Raw genomic sequence first — 14661 nt, forward strand, 5'->3', positions numbered from 1 at the left:
CCGTTCCCGGCTCACCTCCATGTTGCGCACCATGGCTTCAAAATAAACTTTGCCTTTGGGATTGCTTTCGACCTCCGCTGCTTTCCGGATCGCTTCCGCAACTCGGGGGGGAAGTACTTTGGACGAATGACATAGCATTACGTAAGAGAGATCCCCTAAAAAATCGGCGGTAACCACTTTCATATGAAACTCCTCGCTATATTCTTTAAAATTCAAAGGCCCTGATATCAAAAGAAATTAGGCAGGTAAAAGCGAGAGTCCAGCCACGACCGAATAGGCAATGTCAGTCAGGTCGTACTAACCTTGAATGTAGATGTGACCTATATAGCGGTATTTTTTAAGTTCATTGTATAGGAATTTCCTTATTAGACACAGATGAACACAGATTTTCAGGATATTAAATGTAAAAAATAAATATCTGTGAATATCTGTGGAAATCTGTGTGCAAATTAATTTAAATTATTAAGATTACTGGTGGAGGCGGCGGGAGTCGAACCCGCGTCCGAAAACCTTCAGCAAGGAGCATCTACGTGCTTAGCCGTTGAATTGAATCTCGTCCCCTCCGACTCCCGCGGCAGGATTCGGGAGGGACCAGCTTAAAAATTTTCGCATCCCGCTTATAAGCTTCGGCGGTAAGCTATCCTGATTTGTCGACGCTCCTTTTGGCCCTTCAGGAAAGAACCGGAGGAACGGTCACTGTCAATTAAGCAGTGGCGTAAGCGTAGTTTGTGTTTGCGCTTATCTTTAGCCCGACTTTTTTAACGAGCCCAGTCGGAACCTCGGCACGCAGCCCTCGCCTCAATGATCCCCGTCGAAACCGTGACGCCCCCAAAAAACTTATTTCTTTTTTGGACTCAGATTCACCCTGTTAGATAGGAAACATCTAACAGGGTAAACGCAGATTTTAAGGGCCCGGCTTTATCTTTTTTCATCTCCTCTCTTTAAGGGCTTTTTCCATTTCTCTGTCAGCCGAACGCTTTTTTAAGTCTTCCCTCTTATCATAGAGGGTTTTTCCCTTGGCCAAGCCAATTGCTAATTTTATTTTACCACTCTTCAGGTAAATTTTCAACGGAATTAGAGTGTAGCCCCGTTCGTTGGTTTTTCCCGAGAGGCGGCGGATTTCCTGCTTATGCAGCAACAGCTTGCGTACCCGTTCCGGTTCATGGTTGAACTGATGCCCGTAGGGATATGGACTGATGTGCGTGTTGTGCAGGAAGGCTTCTTCATCTTTAATGAGTACATAGCTGTCTTTCAAATTTCCCTTGCCCATGCGCAGGGATTTGACCTCCGTTCCCTCGAGGGCGATCCCTGCTTCGTAGGTCTCTTCGATGAAATAATCATGGCGCGCCTTTTTGTTCAGGCAAAGGATCTTCTCACTCATACTATTTTATACCATTTTATGGGTAATTCGGCAATGTGAATGGAAAATCGGAAGAAAAATTGGGCAAAGGAAAAAAGGGGGGGGAAAGGCAAAAAGGGAAAAAGCTTGACAAAAGTGTACCTTGAAAGTAAACTGAATCCAAAGTGAAACCTTTGGGTTTCAAGGGGTTATTACAGGAACGGGAAAAACCCGTTCAAATTTTTTCCAGCCTGGGAAAACGGTGATATCCAGAACCTACATAATAAAGAACAAGTTCGGCCTTCACGCCCGCCCCTCCGCCTCTTTTGTTCAAACCGCCAGCAGATACCGCTCGGAGATCAAAGTGGAAAAAGACGGCCAGGTAGCCGACGGTAAAAGTATCATGGATTTAATGATGCTGGCCGCTGCCCCAGGGACCTATATCACGATAAATGCCCAAGGAGAAGATGCCTTGGCGGCTCTGGAAGCTTTAGGAACGTTGATCGAAGGGAGCTTCGGAGAAGAGTAACTTGAAACGCGAGACGAAAAAAACCCAGTTTATCAAAGGGATTGGAGTGACCCCGGGGATCATCATCGGGAAAGCCTACCTTTTGGATCGGGGAAAAATTGAAGCTCCGGCCAGGGTAATTCCGGAATTCCAGATTCCCCAGGAAGTGGCCCGTTTCCAGGATGCGGTCGAAGAGTCGAAGAAGCAACTTCGCCTGGCCAAGGAAAAACTTCTTCGAGAAGAGGCTGCTGGCCCCACTTACATTTTAGATGTTCACCTTCTTCTCTTAGAGGACAAGAACCTTATCGAGAACACGGTAGAAACGATTAAACAGAGCTGGATTAATTCCGAATGGGCGCTGAAGATTAACCTGGAACGGTTGCGGAAAATTTTTAACAACATCGATGACGAATACTTAAAGAGCCGGAAGACGGACATTGACTACATTGGCGAACGCATCCTCCGCTGTCTGATGGGCAAAGATAAGGAGGCGATTCCCTCCATCAAAGAAGAAGTGATCATCGTATCCCACGATCTTTCTCCGGCAGACACGGCCCAGATGTCCAAGGACAAAGTCACGGCTTTCGTCACGAATATGGGCGGGAGGACCTCACACACGGCCATTATGGCTCGCTCTTTGGAAATCCCCGCAGTTGTGGGCGCAGAGACGGCCACGCATTACATCAATACCGGTGATACCTTAATCGTAGACGGAATTACCGGGGTAGTGGTGGTGAACCCCAGCCCGGAAATCATGCATGAATACCTTGAACGGCAAAGAGTCCGCCAGAAGATGGAGCGGGAACTTTTCCAATACCGCGACCTCCCGGCGGAAACCCTCGATGGGTATCGGGTCAAGGTCCTGGCGAACATTGAACTGGTGGAAGAGATTCCGTCGGTACTGCAACATGGCGCCGAAGGGATCGGTCTGTACCGCACCGAATATTTATACCTGAATCGCAAAGATTTGCCCTCGGAGGAAGATCACTTTCAGGCCTATAAACACGTCGTCGAAGGAATTTACCCCCATGCGGCCGTCATTCGCACTCTGGACATCGGCGGGGACAAATTTTTGTCCCACATGGATCTGGCCGAGGAGATGAACCCGGCCATGGGCCTGCGGGCGATTCGCTTTAGCCTGAAAGAAGTGGATATCTTCAAAGTTCAACTCCGAGCGATACTCAGGGCCAGCGCCTTCGGTAAGGTGAAGCTTCTATTTCCTATGATCTCGGGCGCCACCGAGATTCGAGAGGTTAAGAAAATTTTGAATGCAGTCCGCTTGGACCTCTCGGCCGAAGGAATTCCCTTCGACCCCAAGATGGAAATCGGAATTATGATTGAAGTCCCTTCGGCCGTTATCATTGCCGATATATTGGCCAAGGAGGTGGATTTTTTCAGCATCGGGACCAACGACTTGATTCAGTATTCTTTGGCCATCGATCGAGTCAATGAGTCGGTTACCCATCTCTACGAACCCTTGCACCCGGCGATTTTGCGGTTGGTCAAAGAGGTGGTGCAAGCGGCCCACAATGCCGGAATCCGCGTGGCCATGTGCGGCGAGATGGCCGGAGAACCGCTCTACGTGCCCATTCTCCTGGGGCTGGAACTGGATGAACTGTCCATGAATGTTCTCTCCATCTTCCGGGTAAAGAAGATTCTTCGTTCTTACACCTACCGGGAGTGCAAAAGTTTGGTCAGCAATTCTCTTCATCTTTCTACTCCCGAGGAAATTGAAGATTTGGTGCGGGCCAATTTAAGGAAAAAATTCCCGGAAGAGTTTGGAGAAAATTTTAATTACAGATTGACACTCAATGAATATAAGGAGGGAGAGTAACGCACTATGGGAATGACGGACTTTCTTTTCACTTCCGAATCGGTCACCGAGGGCCATCCGGATAAAGTAGCCGATCAAATTTCGGATGCCATTTTAGACGCCATCATCGCCGAGGACCCAAAGGGCAGGGTCGCCTGTGAAACCTTGGTTACGACAGGGTTAGCCATGATCGCCGGCGAGATAACCACTTCCTGCTACGTGCATATGCCCGACATTGTCCGGCAGACCATCAAAGAAATTGGCTACAACGACTCGTCCATGGGGTTTGACTGGGAGACTTGCGCGGTGATAAGTTCCATCGACCGGCAATCGCCGGACATTGCCTTGGGGGTGGATGAGCGGCCGGATCATGAACAGGGCGCCGGGGATCAAGGCCTGATGATCGGGTATGCCTGCAATGAGACCCCGGAGATGATGCCCATGCCCATCCTCTTCGCCCACCGGCTGACCGCCCGGATGGCTGAGGTGCGCAAAAAGAATATTCTGGATTTTCTCCGGCCAGATGGAAAATCCCAGGTGACCATTCAATACGTCAACGGGAAAGCCATCCGGGCGGATGCAGTGGTTCTGGCCGCCCAACACACACCCGAAGTGAAATACTCTACCTTGCGGGAAGGTTTGATCGAAGAGGTCATCAAAAAAGTCATTCCGGGTGAATACTTGGACAAAAACACAAAATATTTTATCAATTCCACTGGGCGATTCGTAATCGGCGGGCCGAAATGTGATTGCGGAATGACAGGAAGAAAGATCATCGTAGATACGTATGGCGGATGGGGCAGTCACGGCGGGGGAGCCTTTTCGGGCAAGGATCCTTCCAAGGTGGACCGCAGCGGTTCCTATATGGCCCGGTATGTAGCCAAAAATATTGTCGCCGCAGGGTTGGCCGATAAAGTTGAGGTTCAAATCGCTTACGCCATCGGCGTGGCTGAACCTGTTTCGGTAATGATCGACACCAATGGAACCTGGAAGATTCCACCGGATGACATTGCCAAGCTTGTCCGGGAGCATTTTGACCTTCGGCCTGCTCCGATTATTCGTTACCTCAACTTATTACGCCCCATCTACAAGAAGACCGCCTGCTGCGGCCATTTCGGCCGCAACGACCCCGACTTCACCTGGGAACGGACCGACATGGCGGAGAAGCTCAGGAAAGCCGCTAAACTTTAAATAAATTTTGGACGCAGATTCACCCTGTTAGATAAGAAACATCTAACAGGGTAAACGCAGATCCACAGGGTTAAAATAAAAATTTAAAGGCGTAACGCCAAAGAATAAAAAAAGTTTTGGCTTTTATATTGAAACAGTATTTTTCTGCGTTGATCTGCGAAAATCTGCGTCCTATAAATGGGAGGAAAATGTGGACTACGACATCAAAGACCTAAGTTTGGCAGAGAAAGGCAAACTGAGGGTTGAGTGGGCGGTAAAATCCATGCCCGTTCTTCAACTCATCCAAAAGCAGTTTGCCAAGGAGAAACCTTTGAAGGGAATCCGCTTGGCAGCCTGCTTGCATGTAACGACTGAGACCGCGGCCTTAATGCAGACGTTGCAAGCGGGTGGAGCCGAGTTGAGGCTGTGTGCCTCCAATCCACTCAGTACCCAGGATGATGTGGCTGCTTTCCTGGCCAAAGATCTGGAAATCCCAGTCTTTGCCATAAAAAGAGAAGACAACCAGACCTATTATAAGCATATCTACTCCGTTTTGAACCTTAAACCGACGATAACCATGGATGATGGGGCTGACCTGGTATCCATTCTGCATTCCGAGAGGAAAGACCTTTTAACGGGAATAATCGGGGGCACGGAAGAGACCACAACGGGCGTCATCCGTCTGCGGGCCATGGCCGAGAAGGGGGTATTGCAGTACCCGATTATCGCCGTCAATGATGCCAACACCAAACATTTTTTCGACAACCGTTATGGCACCGGCCAGTCAACGATTGACGGGATCATTCGGGCGACCAATCGATTGCTGGCCGGAAGTGTCTTCGTTGTCTGTGGCTATGGGTGGTGTGGGAGAGGAGTAGCCATGCGTGCTCAGGGGATGGGTGCCAATTTGGTCATTACCGAGGTGGACCCGCTGAAGGCCTTAGAGGCCGTGATGGATGGATTCCGGGTCATGCCCATGTCTGAAGCTGCTCCCCTCGGGGATATTTTTTGCACCCTTACCGGCAATATTCAGGTCATCCGGGAAGAACATTTCCTCCAGATGAAAGATGGGGCCATTGTAGCCAACTCCGGACATTTCAACGTGGAGATTGACCTTACTGCTTTAGAACGCCTTTCCCAGGGAAAACGCCTCATCCGAGATTTCGTGGAGGAATTCAGCCTCAAGAACGGCAAGAAGATCTATCTTCTAGGCGAAGGGAGGCTGATTAATTTGGCCGCGGCTGAGGGCCATCCTCCCAGCGTCATGGATATGAGTTTCGCTAACCAGGCGCTATCTGCGGAATTTTTAGTGCAATCGCGGGGAACACTGCAGAAGAAAGTCCATGGTGTCCCCCAAGCCATTGATCAGGAAATTGCCCGGTTGAAACTGGAGTCAATGGGAATCCGGATCGATAGGATCACGGATTCGCAGAAGAAGTACCTCAGTTCCTGGGAGGTGGGAACATAAAAAACGCTATGCGCAGAGCGCTTAGCGCTAAGCGCTTTCAATGGCGGACGGAAAGGAAAAGATAAACTCCGACCAGCGCAAAAATGAAATTCCCCAGCCAAGCAGAGAGGAATGGCGGAATGGTTCCTGCCTTACCTAACTCCAGGCTGAGAGAGAAAGCGACCAGGTAAGCAAAACTGATCAGGATACTGAAACCTACTCCCAAAGCAACTCCGGCCCCCCGTTCTTTCCTTAAAGCGATGGGAATCCCCAGAAAGGCCATGATTACGCCGATGAAAGGATACGAAAAGATGGCGTGCATGGCGCAGCGGTATTTGGTGGAATTGTATCCCCCGTGCTCGATTTTGTGCACATATTCTTTTAGCTCGCGGTAGTTCATCTCGTCAGGATTTTTTTCGGCAATGCGGAAATCACTAGGGGTCTCCGGCAAAGTAAGGGTGAGTTCGGGATATTTTTTGCGGACAGGAAATCCCTCGGAAGCAAAATGGGTCACAGAAGCATCAGAGAAGATCCAACGGCCATCTTGCCAACGGGCACTGCGGGCATCGATCCTCTCAATGATGCGGAAGTTCTGATCGAAACGGTAAAAAGTGACACCTTCCAGGAAATCCTTTTCCGGATGGTAAAGCTGGATATTGTAGATGGCCTGGTGGCTGTGAATCCAGATCTGATTTTGCTTAAAAGCGGCCATCGGTTTCTTTTTGTGGATAATGAGATTCCGGAGCATGCGGACATTTTGATTGGCTGAAGGCACGATAAACTCGTTCATTCCCAAAAGGATGAAATAAAGAATGATTACTACCCCCAGGATGGAAAAAGTGATCCGCCGCAGGCTAATGCCCCCAGATTTCATGGCCAAGATCTCATTATGCCGGGACATGAGGCCAAGGGTAATAATGGAAGAAAGTAAAATCGAAGCCGGAGCCACTTGGAAGACAATGGAAGGAATTTTGTTCAAGAAATAAGCCCCCATCAACTCTACGGTGGCTTTGTTGTAGAGGAAGGCGTTAATTCGTTCAAAAAACTCAACAACCAGATAAATAGTACTGAAGGCTCCCAAACCCAAGAAAAAATTTTGGGTAAATTCCCTAGCCAAATAGCGGGGAATAATTTTCATTCTGAAGATCTCCTTCCGCGGGGTTCCGGGGCATCTCTCCAACCTTTGCGGAGTTTAACAATCCCTTTGTTGAGCCAGACTATCAGAAGAACAGGAGATTCATTGGCAGCCTTGATTAGCAGGTAAATGCCCAAACCAAGGAAAATAGCGTTGGGGAACCACATTCCAACTTCCAAAGGGATCGCCCCCCGTTCAGCCAGGGAGGTACCCGCGTTGGTCATAAGATAGTAGACGAAGAGAACCCCGATGGACCAGGCGAAACCAATGGATTTTCCTGCCCGGGCAGCCTGGGATTGCAGCCCCAGGGGAATACCGATGATGCTAAAAACCAGACAGGCAAAAGGGATAGAAAATTTTTCATGGATTTTGATCCATTGGGACTTGAAATCGGCTTTCTTGGACCGGAGGGTTTGAACGGCCTCGATCAATTCCCTTAAGGACATGTCAGCGGGATTTTTTTCTCCATCTTGTTTTCCCTTCAAACCGGTCTTTAAAGTAAGGCGGAGGTTGTAGGCACTGAAATCGATCTTTTGGTAGACTTCCGGGTGCCTGCCTAATTTGTGAATGGCCCCGTTCTTTAATTTCAAGGTAACCGTAAGCTGTTGCGGATCAGAGAGGATCTCCCCTTCACGAGCGATAATCGTGTTAACTTCGGAGGGATTGCGGGAGTCTGAAATAAAGACATTTTCCCATTTAAAGGTCTTAGGAATGATCCGCTCTATGTAGAGGACGAGCCCTTCAAAATCATCGTTAAATACTCGATCCCGAACACCGACGTGCGCCTTACTACTGGCTATCTGGAAGAGGAGGGAACGGGAATTATAATTGGCCCTGGGGAGGGAGTAGAGGGAAAGGACTGTTGTGGCCGCGTAGGCCAGGAAAGCGAGCATCAATACCGGAGGAGTCATTTGGTACAAGCTTACGCCGGAAGCTTTAAAGGCGGTGATCTCGTTATCCCCGGATAGGCGGTTAAAGGTCAGCAGCACCGATAACAGCGTGGCCATGGGAATAGTCAGGACGAGGAAAGAGGGCAGAAGGTAGTAGAGAAACCTCAAGATGTAGGACAAGGGAATGCCCTTATTGACGAATAGTTCGGTAAGTTGTCAAATCCTTCCGGTAAGCAGGACGAAAGTAAACCCAACCAGGCCGAGGGCAAAAGCGGGGAAAAGCTCTTTCAACAGGTAGCGGTAAAGGGTTACTTTCATAGAACGATATTAACTTAAAGCATAGGGTTTTGTAAATCACAACCTAATGTCCTGAGTCTAATATTTGTTGACAAAATCCCGTTCTCCAACGAGGCCTAAAGGATCGTAAAAAGAATATCTACCACAGCTAAAGGAATTTATGATGTCGATCCGCAAGATGCTTGAAGAGAGGGAAAAGAAATTTTTATCGCCCTTTGCCCAGCTTAGCTCCGAGAGTCGGGGAAGAAAGATCTTGGAGGATGAATGCAGCATCCGGCCCGCCTTCCAGCACGACCGCGACCGGATCATCCACTCCAAATCCTTCCGCCGCCTCAAGCATAAAACCCAGGTTTTTTTAACACCCACCGGCGACCATTATCGCACCCGCCTTACTCATACTCTGGAAGTCTCCCAGATAGCCCGCACCTTGGCCAAGGCCCTTGCTCTGAATGAAGACCTCACCGAAGCCATCGCCCTGGGACACGACCTTGGACACACTCCTTTTGGCCATGCCGGTGAAGAGATCCTTAACGAGATCTGCCCGGGAGGATTTCATCATGCGGCCCAGAGTTTAAGGGTGGTTGACTTCCTGGAAAAAGACGGGAAAGGCCTGAATTTAACTTTTGAGGTCCGCGACGGAATTCTTAAGCACTCCAAAGGCAAAGGGGATGTAATCCCGGAGGACCCGGAGGACGCACCATGCACATACGAGGGGAGACTGGTACGCATCGCGGATATCATTGCCTACATCAATCATGATATTGATGATGCCATGCGCGCCGAATTGATTTCTCCCCAGGATATCCCACGAGATTGCGTGGAGCGCCTGGGAGAATCCCACGGGCAGAGAATCGATTCCATGGTGCGGGACATCCTGGAGCAAGCCCAGGATTCCGATCCATTGAAGATCGGCTTGAGCGAGGGGGCAATGGAGGCTACGGTGAAACTCAGAAATTTCCTGTACGACCGAGTCTATAACCTGCCGGAGGTGCACGGGGATTTCATCAAGTCGGCCAAAATCATCCGGGAACTCCATGCCTATTTTTTAGAAAGGAAAGAAGAATTCCGGAAAGAAGCGGGGGAAGCGTTTGCCCATGAGCCGGTCGAGCGGGCCATTTTGGATTTCATCGCTGGAATGACGGATCGTTACGCCATCAAACTTTATGAAAAAATCTTCCTTCCTCAACCCTGGTTGATTATTTGAGAGTGATTTAGTCATTGAGTTATTAAGTCATTCGGTCAATGGGTCGTTACCTTTTGCCATGGCTCATATTACTTGACGGTTAGGGTTTTTTGTGGTAATTGCAGAAAAATATCAGGGGAGGGATTATGGCCAATGGAGAAAAAGAAGAAATTATCGAATTGACCGAGGTCGTGGAGGAATCCTCCAGCTCCGCGGAAACTCCACCTTCATTCGAGGACTATGAAGCAGAGGTCCGGGCTCTTCGAGAAGCGTTGAACGCCAGGGCTGAAAGGTGGCTGGCTACAGAGGGGGTACAGGTTTTAAATCAAGGGGTCCGGGAGATGATTCCCCGCATCGCCGAAGAAGGAATGGAAAAAGAAATCGAAAAGTTCAAAGCCGAGGTAGAAAAAATCAGGACGCTGCAAGAAGCTTTGAGCGCGAAAGTGGAACAATGGCTGGATTTAGAGGGGTTGCAGGTTCTGAACCAACGCGTGCGCGAAATGATTCCCCCTATTGCCAAGGAGGTATTGGAGAAGGAAACCGAAAGGCTGCAAGGAGAAGTGGAGGGAATCCGGGCCCAGAAAGAAGCGCTGAACACCAGGGCGGAAAGGTGGCTGGCTGCTGAGGGCTTGCAGGTTTTAGATCAAAGGGCCCGGGAGATGATCCCCCGGATCGCCGCGGAAGCCTTCGGGAAAGAGATTGAAAAGTTGCAAGCAGAGGTGGAAAAGATGCAGGCGCAGAAGGAAGCCCTGCAGATGAAAACCGAAGAGTGGATGGCCTCAGACGGAATCCGGGTATTAGAGCGGGTAGCCCGGGAGATGTTTCCCTTGATAGCTACAGAAGTATTGCGACAAGAAATCGAAAAACTAAAAGTGGATGCCGAGGAGAAGGTGTGAAAAAAGAGCAAGAAATAAAAACTTGGGAAAAAGTTTATAACCCCCAAAAAGTGGAAGAAAAATGGTATCAGTTCTGGGAGGACAAGAATCTTTTCCGGGCAGATGAAGGGTCCGTCCGTCCTCCTTTTTGCATCGTCATTCCCCCTCCCAACGTAACCGGTTCTTTACATATGGGCCACGCCCTGAACAATACCCTCCAGGATGTTTTGGCCCGATACAAGCGCATGGATGGCTTCAACGTGCTTTGGCTTCCGGGAACGGACCACGCGGGAATTGCAACGCAAAATGTGGTGGAAAAACAGTTGGCCGAAGAAGGAACCAACCGGCATAAATTGGGCCGGGAAGCATTCGTCGAACGGGTGTGGAAGTGGAAACAAGAGTTCGGTGGCCAGATTATCAAACAGCTGAAAAAATTAGGGAGCTCTTGTGATTGGAGCCGCGAGAGATTCACCATGGATGAAGGCCTTTCCTTGGCGGTGAAAGAAGTTTTCGTGCGCCTTTACCGGGAAGGCCTGATTTATCGAGGCGACTACATCATCAATTGGTGCCCCCGTTGCCAGACAGCGCTCTCGGACTTAGAAGTAGAACACGAGCAAGAGCAGGGACACCTTTATTACATCAAATACCCTCTGGAAGACTCCAAGGAATATTTGGTCGTGGCCACCACCCGACCGGAGACGATGCTCGGGGATACTGGAGTTGCCGTCCATCCCGAGGACAAACGATACATGAAGTTCATCGGGGAAAATGTCATCCTGCCTCTCATGAACCGGAGGATCCCTGTAATTGCCGATGGATATGTTACCCAGGAATTCGGTACCGGTGCCCTGAAGGTTACTCCGGCCCATGACGTCAACGACTTCGAAATCGGCCGCCGGCATGGACTGGATGTAATACGGGTAATCGACGACGCCGGGAAAATGAATACCCAGGCTGGAAGATACGCAGGCCAGCAGCGATTTCAATGCCGCAAGGAAGTGATCAAAGATCTTAACGATTTAAATCTATTGAAGAAAATAGAACCTTTCCTCCACAATGTCGGCCACTGTTACCGCTGCAAGACGGTTATCGAGCCTATGGTTTCCAAGCAGTGGTTCGTACGTGCTGAGACCCTGGCTCGTCCAGCCATCGAAGCCGTGCAGAAAAGGGCCACTGGGATTATCCCCTCGGTTTGGGAGAGCACCTATTTTGAATGGATGAATAACATCCGCGACTGGTGCATCTCCCGCCAGATCTGGTGGGGTCATAGGATCCCGGCTTGGTATTGCAGCGATTGCGGAGAAGTGACCGTCTCGGTTCAACCGATTTCCCAATGCGCAACTTGCGCCAGTTCCCGGGTGGAACAAGAACAGGACGTCCTGGATACCTGGTTCAGCTCAGCACTCTGGCCCTTTTCCACTCTGGGATGGCCGGAGAAGACAAAAGATCTGGAGGTTTTTTATCCGACTTCCGTTTTGGTGACAGGTTTTGACATCCTCTTTTTCTGGGTGGCGCGGATGATGATGATGGGGATCAAGTTCATGGGAGATGTCCCCTTCAAAGATGTTTACATTCATGCCTTGGTTCGGGATGCCGACGGGCAAAAAATGAGTAAATCCCGGGGGAACGTCGTAGACCCGCTGGTCGTCATTGAAAAGTTCGGTACGGATGCTTTTCGTTTTACCCTATCCGCTTTTGCCGCGCAAGGACGAGATGTACGGTTGTCCGAAGAACGCCTGGCGGGGTACAGGAATTTTGCCAACAAAATCTGGAATGCTTCCCGTTTTACCTTAAGTAACTTGCCGGGATATGACCCCCATCGGGCGCCTGGGAAGATGGAATTAACGCTGGCTGACCGCTGGATAATAAGCCGGGTGAATCGCACCATTGGCGAGGTACGCCAGGGCTTGGACAGTTATAAGTTCAATGAAGCGGCCTCGGCGATCTACCAGTTCCTGTGGCACGAGTTCTGCGATTGGTATATCGAGCTGATCAAGCCGGTCCTTTATCAAGAAAAAGATCCTGAACAAAAATGGGTGGCTCAGAATATTCTCGTTCGGGTATTGGACATCGCGCTTCGACTCCTCCATCCCTTCATGCCCTTCATCACCGAAGAAATCTGGCAATTACTTCCGGGTAATGAAGGGTCCATCATGGTCGCCGAGTTTCCCAAGGTTCAAGAAGGGGAGGTGCAGCCGGAAACGGAAGCGGAAATGGGACTGGTCATGGGTGTGATTGGAGCCATCCGTAACCTGCGCAGCGAATTGAACCTTCCCCCTTCCAAAACGGTGGAAGTCATCCTCCATAGTGAGAAAGAGGATGCTTTGAACCCTCCAAGGATGAACCGGGTTTACATAGAAAGCCTTGCCCACACCGGGAAAATTTCCTTCCAATCCGCAGGAGAGAAACCTAAAGCGGCAGCGACTGCCATAGTGGAGGAGATAGAGGTATTCTTACCCTTAAAGGGATTAATTAACCTTGATGATGAAGAAAAGCGGATTAAAAAGGAAATCTCCAAAGTAGAAGAAGAAATGACCCGGACGAATCTGAAACTGCATAACGAAGAATTTTTAGGCAAAGCCCGTTTAGAGGCAGTAGAGAAAGAAAAGGGAAAAGCGAGAACCTTGGCGGAAAAGGGAGCCAAGCTGCAAGAAGGGTTGGAAAGAGTACAAGGGTGGAAGAAGGGAATCTAACGATTGCGGAATGCAGAATGCAGATTGCGGAATGCGAAGTGCGAAATATTTTAACTCCGCATTCCGAATTTCGCATTTCGAATTTGAAAGGAGTTTCGTATGTATTTTCCCGTTTATCGTCCGAGGCGTTTGAGAAAGAATGAGACTTTCAGGAGAATGATTCGGGAGACGAAATTATCCGGGGATGATTTCATCTACCCTCTCTTCGTTATTCACGGCCGGAAAGCCAGAAACGAGATTCGCTCCATGCCCGGGATCGCCCAACTGTCCGTGGACTTGGCTGTCAAGGAAGCGGAAGAGGCTTTCAACCTGGGTATTCCGGCAGTCATCCTCTTCGGTATACCCAAAAAAAAAGATCCCCGGGGCTCCGAAGCCTATGCCCGTTCCGGAATCATCCAACAAGCCATCCGGGCCATCAAAGACAGGCTTCCGGAGCTCGTGGTCATTACGGACATTTGCCTCTGTGAATATACCAGCCATGGGCACTGCGGAGTTGTGATCAAGGATCAGGTGGATAATGATGCCACCCTCGACCTTTTGGCCAAAATGTCTCTCTCCCACGCCGAAGCCGGCGCGGATATGGTCGCTCCCTCAGACATGATGGATGGGAGGGTAAAGGTAATCCGCGAGATTCTTGATCAGAACGGCTTGGAAAACATTCCCATCATGTCCTACGCGGCCAAGCATGCCTCGGGATTTTACGGTCCTTTCCAGGAGGCCGCGGAATCCACGCCTCAATTTGGAGACCGCAGATCTTACCAAATGGACCCGGCCAATGCCCGTGAAGCTCTGCGGGAAGCAGGGCTGGATATTCAGGAGGGGGCGGATATCATCATGGTTAAACCGGCGCTTTCTTACCTGGACATTATCCGCGCGGTACGGGAGGAATTCAATATTCCCGTTGGGGCGTACAACGTAAGTGGAGAGTATTCCATGATCAAAGCCGCAGCGCAGCGCGGATGGTTGGATGAAGAACGCGTGATGATGGAAGTCCTCACGTCCATCAAACGAGCCGGTGCCGACCTGATTTTAACTTACTTTGCCAAGGAAGCGACGAAGGTATTGCAAAGGTAAACGTAAAGTGTTAAACGTAAGGTGCAAGGTGCAATCAGGAAAGCTTACAACCTAAAGCTTAAGAAGAGAAAGGAGGTGATGAAGAGTCTTCGGTGGGTAAAAATCCATGATCCAGCGTTGCTAAGTTTTAGAACAGCCTTAAACCTGAAGAAAAAAACTTGATTGTATAGGAAATTCCTTTTTAGACACAGATTCACCCTGTTAGATGTTTACTATCTAACAGGGTAAATACGGATT

At 49.6% G+C, this 14661-nt stretch carries 11 protein-coding genes, 1 other RNA gene and 1 pseudogene; 8 read left to right on the forward strand and 5 right to left on the reverse strand.

Annotation, left to right across the window (positions count from 1 at the left end):
* The 3 genes from Q7V48_03590 to smpB all read right to left on the reverse strand — a co-directional run.
* Positions 1-183: hypothetical protein (locus tag Q7V48_03590; GenBank protein ID MDO9209819.1), on the reverse strand; the 183-nt coding region annotated here is incomplete at its 3' end.
* A 289-nt stretch (positions 184-472) separates the two neighbouring features.
* Positions 473-830, reverse strand: a transfer-messenger RNA (tmRNA) gene (gene ssrA, locus Q7V48_03595).
* A gap of 98 nt (positions 831-928) precedes the next feature.
* Positions 929-1381, reverse strand: coding sequence for an SsrA-binding protein SmpB (gene smpB / locus Q7V48_03600; GenBank protein MDO9209820.1), 453 nt, complete (start codon positions 1379-1381; stop codon positions 929-931).
* Between the two features lie 220 nt (positions 1382-1601).
* Here smpB and Q7V48_03605 point away from each other — a divergent pair, with 220 nt between their 5' ends.
* The 4 genes from Q7V48_03605 (at position 1602) to ahcY (ending at position 6298) form a co-directional block, all read left to right on the forward strand.
* Complete coding sequence (locus Q7V48_03605) at positions 1602-1868, forward strand: HPr family phosphocarrier protein (GenBank protein ID MDO9209821.1); 267 nt, start codon at positions 1602-1604, stop codon at positions 1866-1868.
* 1 nt (position 1869) lies between these two features.
* Positions 1870-3681, forward strand: a complete 1812-nt coding sequence (ptsP, locus tag Q7V48_03610; GenBank protein MDO9209822.1) for a phosphoenolpyruvate--protein phosphotransferase — start codon at positions 1870-1872, stop codon at positions 3679-3681.
* 6 nt (positions 3682-3687) lie between these two features.
* Positions 3688-4851 (forward strand): methionine adenosyltransferase, encoded by a 1164-nt coding sequence (gene metK, locus Q7V48_03615; protein MDO9209823.1) that lies wholly within the window; start codon positions 3688-3690, stop codon positions 4849-4851.
* 190 nt (positions 4852-5041) lie between these two features.
* Positions 5042-6298 carry an adenosylhomocysteinase gene (gene ahcY / locus Q7V48_03620; GenBank protein ID MDO9209824.1) on the forward strand — a complete coding sequence of 419 codons (1257 nt, stop codon included), beginning with the start codon at positions 5042-5044 and terminating at the stop codon, positions 6296-6298.
* A 37-nt stretch (positions 6299-6335) separates the two neighbouring features.
* On the opposite strand, the gene lptG is transcribed toward ahcY, so the two are convergent.
* Both lptG and lptF read right to left on the reverse strand, forming a co-directional pair.
* The gene (gene lptG / locus Q7V48_03625) at positions 6336-7415 is read right to left on the reverse strand and encodes an LPS export ABC transporter permease LptG (protein ID MDO9209825.1); all 1080 of its coding nucleotides are present in this window, start codon (positions 7413-7415) and stop codon (positions 6336-6338) included.
* Positions 7412-8503: pseudogene (gene lptF, locus Q7V48_03630) on the reverse strand (LPS export ABC transporter permease LptF). Before lptF ends, lptG begins: the two are co-directional and overlap by 4 nt.
* Positions 8504-8759: 256 nt before the next feature.
* Here lptF and Q7V48_03635 point away from each other — a divergent pair.
* The 4 genes from Q7V48_03635 (at position 8760) to hemB (ending at position 14424) form a co-directional block, all read left to right on the forward strand.
* Positions 8760-9803 carry a deoxyguanosinetriphosphate triphosphohydrolase gene (locus Q7V48_03635; protein ID MDO9209826.1) on the forward strand — a complete coding sequence of 348 codons (1044 nt, stop codon included), beginning with the start codon at positions 8760-8762 and terminating at the stop codon, positions 9801-9803.
* A 125-nt stretch (positions 9804-9928) separates the two neighbouring features.
* Positions 9929-10678 (forward strand): hypothetical protein, encoded by a 750-nt coding sequence (locus Q7V48_03640; protein MDO9209827.1) that lies wholly within the window; start codon positions 9929-9931, stop codon positions 10676-10678.
* Positions 10675-13350 (forward strand): valine--tRNA ligase, encoded by a 2676-nt coding sequence (locus tag Q7V48_03645; GenBank protein MDO9209828.1) that lies wholly within the window; start codon positions 10675-10677, stop codon positions 13348-13350. The genes Q7V48_03640 and Q7V48_03645 overlap by 4 nt, the downstream gene beginning before the upstream one ends.
* A 99-nt stretch (positions 13351-13449) precedes the next feature.
* Positions 13450-14424, forward strand: a complete 975-nt coding sequence (gene hemB, locus Q7V48_03650) for a porphobilinogen synthase (GenBank protein MDO9209829.1) — start codon at positions 13450-13452, stop codon at positions 14422-14424.
* The last annotated feature ends 237 nt before the right edge of the window (positions 14425-14661 follow it).

It is taken from the genome of Deltaproteobacteria bacterium, from assembly GCA_030654105.1.
In the GTDB taxonomy this organism is placed as follows: Bacteria; Desulfobacterota; SM23-61; order SM23-61; family SM23-61; genus JAHJQK01.